Raw genomic sequence first — 3,896 nt, forward strand, 5'->3', positions numbered from 1 at the left:
TTGCAGGCGTGGGACGGCCGACTCGCGGTCGCAGCCGTCAACGGCCCCGCCGTGGTCGTCGTTTCCGGTGACGCGGACGCTCTCGATGAACTCCTGGCGAGTTGCGAGGCGGAGGGTGTGCGGGCGCGTCGTGTCGCGGTGGATTACGCGTCGCACTGCTCGCATGTGGAGGAGATCGAGGACGTACTCCTGCGCGACCTGGCAGGGGTCGCTCCGCAGGCCGCTTCGGTGCCGTTCTACTCCACGGTGACGGCCGGGGTGTTGGACACGACCGGTCTGGACGCGGGCTACTGGTACCGCAATCTCCGTCAGACGGTTCGCTTCGCCGACACCGTGCGGACCCTTCTCGATGACGGTTTCCGTCTGTTCATCGAGTCGAGTGCGCATCCGGTGCTGACGATGGGTGTCGAGCAGACGGCAGAGGAGCACCTCGACACGCCTATATCCGCCGTCGGTTCGCTGCGTCGCGACGAAGGTGGCATGGAGCGGCTCGTCACGTCGGTGGCGGAGGCGTTCGTCGGGGGTGCGGCCGTCGACTGGACGGCGGTGTTCAAGGGCACGGGCGCTCAACGCGTCGACCTGCCCACCTACGCCTTCCAGCACCAGCACTACTGGATCGAACCCGACACCGCCCGACAGGGGGATGTCGCGTCGGCCGGTCTGTCCTCGGCCGATCACCCGTTGCTGGGCGCGGCTGTCACGCTGCCCGCCTCCGATGGGGCGCTGCTGACGGGCCGGCTGTCCCTGCGCACCCACCCCTGGCTCGCCGAACATGCCGTACAGGGAACGCCGTTGCTCGCGGCTTCCGTCTTCGTCGAGCTGGCGCTGCGGGCCGGTGAGACCGTCGGCTGTGACCGGGTGGAGGAGCTGACACTCGAGGCGCCGCTCGCGCTGCCGGAGCGGGGCGCCGTACAGGTTCAGGTGACCGTCGGCGGTCCCGACAGGAACGGAGCGCGCTCCGTCGAGGTGTACGCCCGTGACGAGGACGCCGTGGACGGGCGGTCCTGGACCCGGTATGCCACCGGTGTTCTGGTCGTCGGCCCCGAAACCCTGGCGACAGAGCATGACTTGGCAACGTGGCCGCCCACCGGCGCGCAGGCCGTCGAGCTAGCCGGCTTCTATGAGCGGCTGGCGCTGACCGGAGTGACGTACGGGCCGGCGTTCCGCGGGCTGGAGGCGGTCTGGCGGCGCGGTGACGAAGTGTTCGCCGAGGTGACGCTGCCGCAGGCCGAGCCGGTGGACGTGGCGCGGTACGGTCTCCACCCCGTGCTGCTGGACACCGCTTTGCAGGCGGGCCTGGGACCGCTGGACGCGGACCGGGGCGCGGCGGAAGGAACACGGCTGCCGTTCGTGTGGCGAGGGGTGTCGTTGTACGCCACCGGCGCCTCGACGCTGCGCGTACGGCTTGCGCCGGCCGGAACCGACGGACTGTCGGTGCTCGTCACCGACGCGGTCGGTACCCCGGTCGCCGGCGTGGACGCCCTGGTGACCCGCCCGGTGTCCCAGGAACAGCTGTCCGCGGTGGCCGACCTCGCCTCCCGCGCGACGACCGACGAGCCGGACCGGCGAACCGTGACCCGGCGCCCGCTGGCGCAGGCCGCCTCGGACGCCGAGGAGTCGCACCTGCGGCGCAGCCTGCGGCGCGCGGGGGAGGCGGAGCGGCAGCGCATCCTGCTGCGGCTGGTGCAGGAACAGGCCGCCACCGTCCTCGGGCACTCCACCCCGGACGGCGTCGAGCCGGACCTCACCTTCAAGGACCACGGCTTCGACTCCCTCACCGCGGTCCGACTGCGCAACCACCTCAACACCGCGACGGGGTGCCGACTGCCGGCCACCGTCGTCTTCGACCACCCGACTCCGGTCGCCCTCGCGGAGTACCTGTACACCGAGATCCTCGGCCGCCAGGACGACACCATCGCCCCCGCGGAGCCCGCGGTCCGGGCCGCGACGGACCAGGAACCCATCGCGATCGTCGGGATGAGCTGCCGCTTCCCCGGCGGTGTGCAGTCGCCCGAAGAGCTGTGGGAGCTGCTGACCGAGGGCCGGGACGCGATCTCCGGGTTCCCCGAGGACCGTGGCTGGGACGCGGAGGGGCTGTACGACCCCGACCCCGACGCCCCCGGGAAGACGTACTCGCGCCACGGCGGTTTCGTCTCGGACGCGGGCGGCTTCGACCCGGCGTTCTTCGGCATCTCGCCGCGCGAGGCCACAGCGATGGACCCGCAGCAGCGGCTGCTACTGGAGACGGGCTGGGAGGCGTTCGAACGCGCGGGCATCGACCCGGCGGTCCTGCGGGGCAGCCAGACCGGCATCTTCGTGGGTGCCGGTTCACACGGCTACGGCACGGGCAGCCACGACCCGTCGAGCGGAGTCGAGGGCTACCTCGTCACCGGAAACGCTCTCAGCGTCACCTCCGGCCGTCTCGCGTACGCCTTCGGCTTCGAGGGCCCTGCCGTGGCCGTCGACACGGCCTGCTCCTCGTCACTGGTCGCCCTGCACCTGGCGGTGCAGTCGCTGCGCCAGGGCGAATGCCCGCTGGCACTGGCCGGCGGTTCGGCGATCATGTCCACACCCTGGACCTTCGTCGGCTTCAGCCGGCAGCGTGGCCTCGCCCCCGACGGCCGCTGCAAGCCGTTCTCGGCCGCGGCCGACGGTTTCGGGCCGGCCGAGGGCGTCGGCGTCCTCCTGCTGGAGCGCCTCTCCGACGCCCGCCGCAACGGGCACCGGGTACTGGCCGTCGTCCGGGGCACCGCCATCAACCAGGACGGTGCGAGCAACGGTCTCACGGCGCCGAACGGCCCCTCCCAGCAGCGGGTGATCCGGGCCGCGCTGGCGAACGCCCAGGTCCCGGCGGCCGAGGTGGACGTGGTGGAGGCGCACGGTACGGGGACGAAGCTGGGCGACCCGATCGAGGCGCAGGCGCTGCTGGCGACCTACGGCCAGGACCGGCCGGAGGACCAGCCGCTGTGGCTGGGCTCGATCAAGTCGAACATCGGACACACGCAGGCCGCGGCCGGCGTCGCCGGGATCATCAAGATGGTCCTCGGCATGCAGCACGGCATGCTGCCACGCACGCTCCACCTCGACGAGCCCACGCCGCACGTCGACTGGTCCGCGGGCGCGGTACGGCTGCTGACGGAGGACGTGGCCTGGCCCGAGACCGGTCGGCCCCGGCGCGCGGCCGTCTCCTCCTTCGGCATGAGCGGCACCAACGCCCACGCCGTACTCGAACAGGCGCCGGATCCGGTTCCGGGAATGGAACCCTCCGTGGAGGACGCACCGCCCGCGGTGGTGCCGTGGGTGATCTCGGGCCGCTCGGACAGTGCGCTGGCAGCCCAGGCCGCGCGACTGTCCACGTTCGTACGGGACGGCGACGGGTTGTCACCCCTGGACGTCGGTCTTTCGCTCGCGACCACTCGGTCGGCGTTCGAGCACCGAGCCGTGGTCCTCGCGGGAGACCGCAACGGCCTCCTGGACGGCCTGGACGCGCTGACCGATGGACGTGTCCTGCCCGGTGTGGTGCGCGGCGTCGCCGGTTCACGCGGGCAGACGGTGTTCGTGTTCCCGGGTCAGGGTTCGCAGTGGCTGGGGATGGCTGCGGAGTTGCTGGAGTCGTCTCCGGTGTTCGCTCAGCGGGTGGGTGAGTGTGCGGCTGCGTTGGCGCCGTTCGTGGACTGGTCGCTGACCGAGATCCTGCGTGGCGGTGGTGGTGAGGGCTGGCTGGAGCAGGTCGACATCGTGCAGCCGGTGTTGTGGGCGGTGATGGTCTCCCTCGCAGAGGTGTGGCGGTCCTACGGTGTCGAGCCGGCGGCTGTGATCGGTCATTCGCAGGGTGAGATCGCCGCTGCGGTGGTGGCCGGTGGCTTGTCGCTTCAGGACGGGGCGAAGGTGGTCGC

General features: G+C 71.7%; 1 protein-coding gene. It reads left to right on the plus strand.

The annotated features are described in order from the left end of the window. Positions 1 to 3,896: type I polyketide synthase (locus GT045_RS28895; RefSeq protein ID WP_161335989.1), on the plus strand; the 3,896-nt coding region annotated here is incomplete at both ends.

This window comes from Streptomyces sp. SID486, assembly GCF_009865385.1.
In the GTDB taxonomy this organism is placed as follows: Bacteria; Actinomycetota; Actinomycetes; order Streptomycetales; family Streptomycetaceae; genus Streptomyces.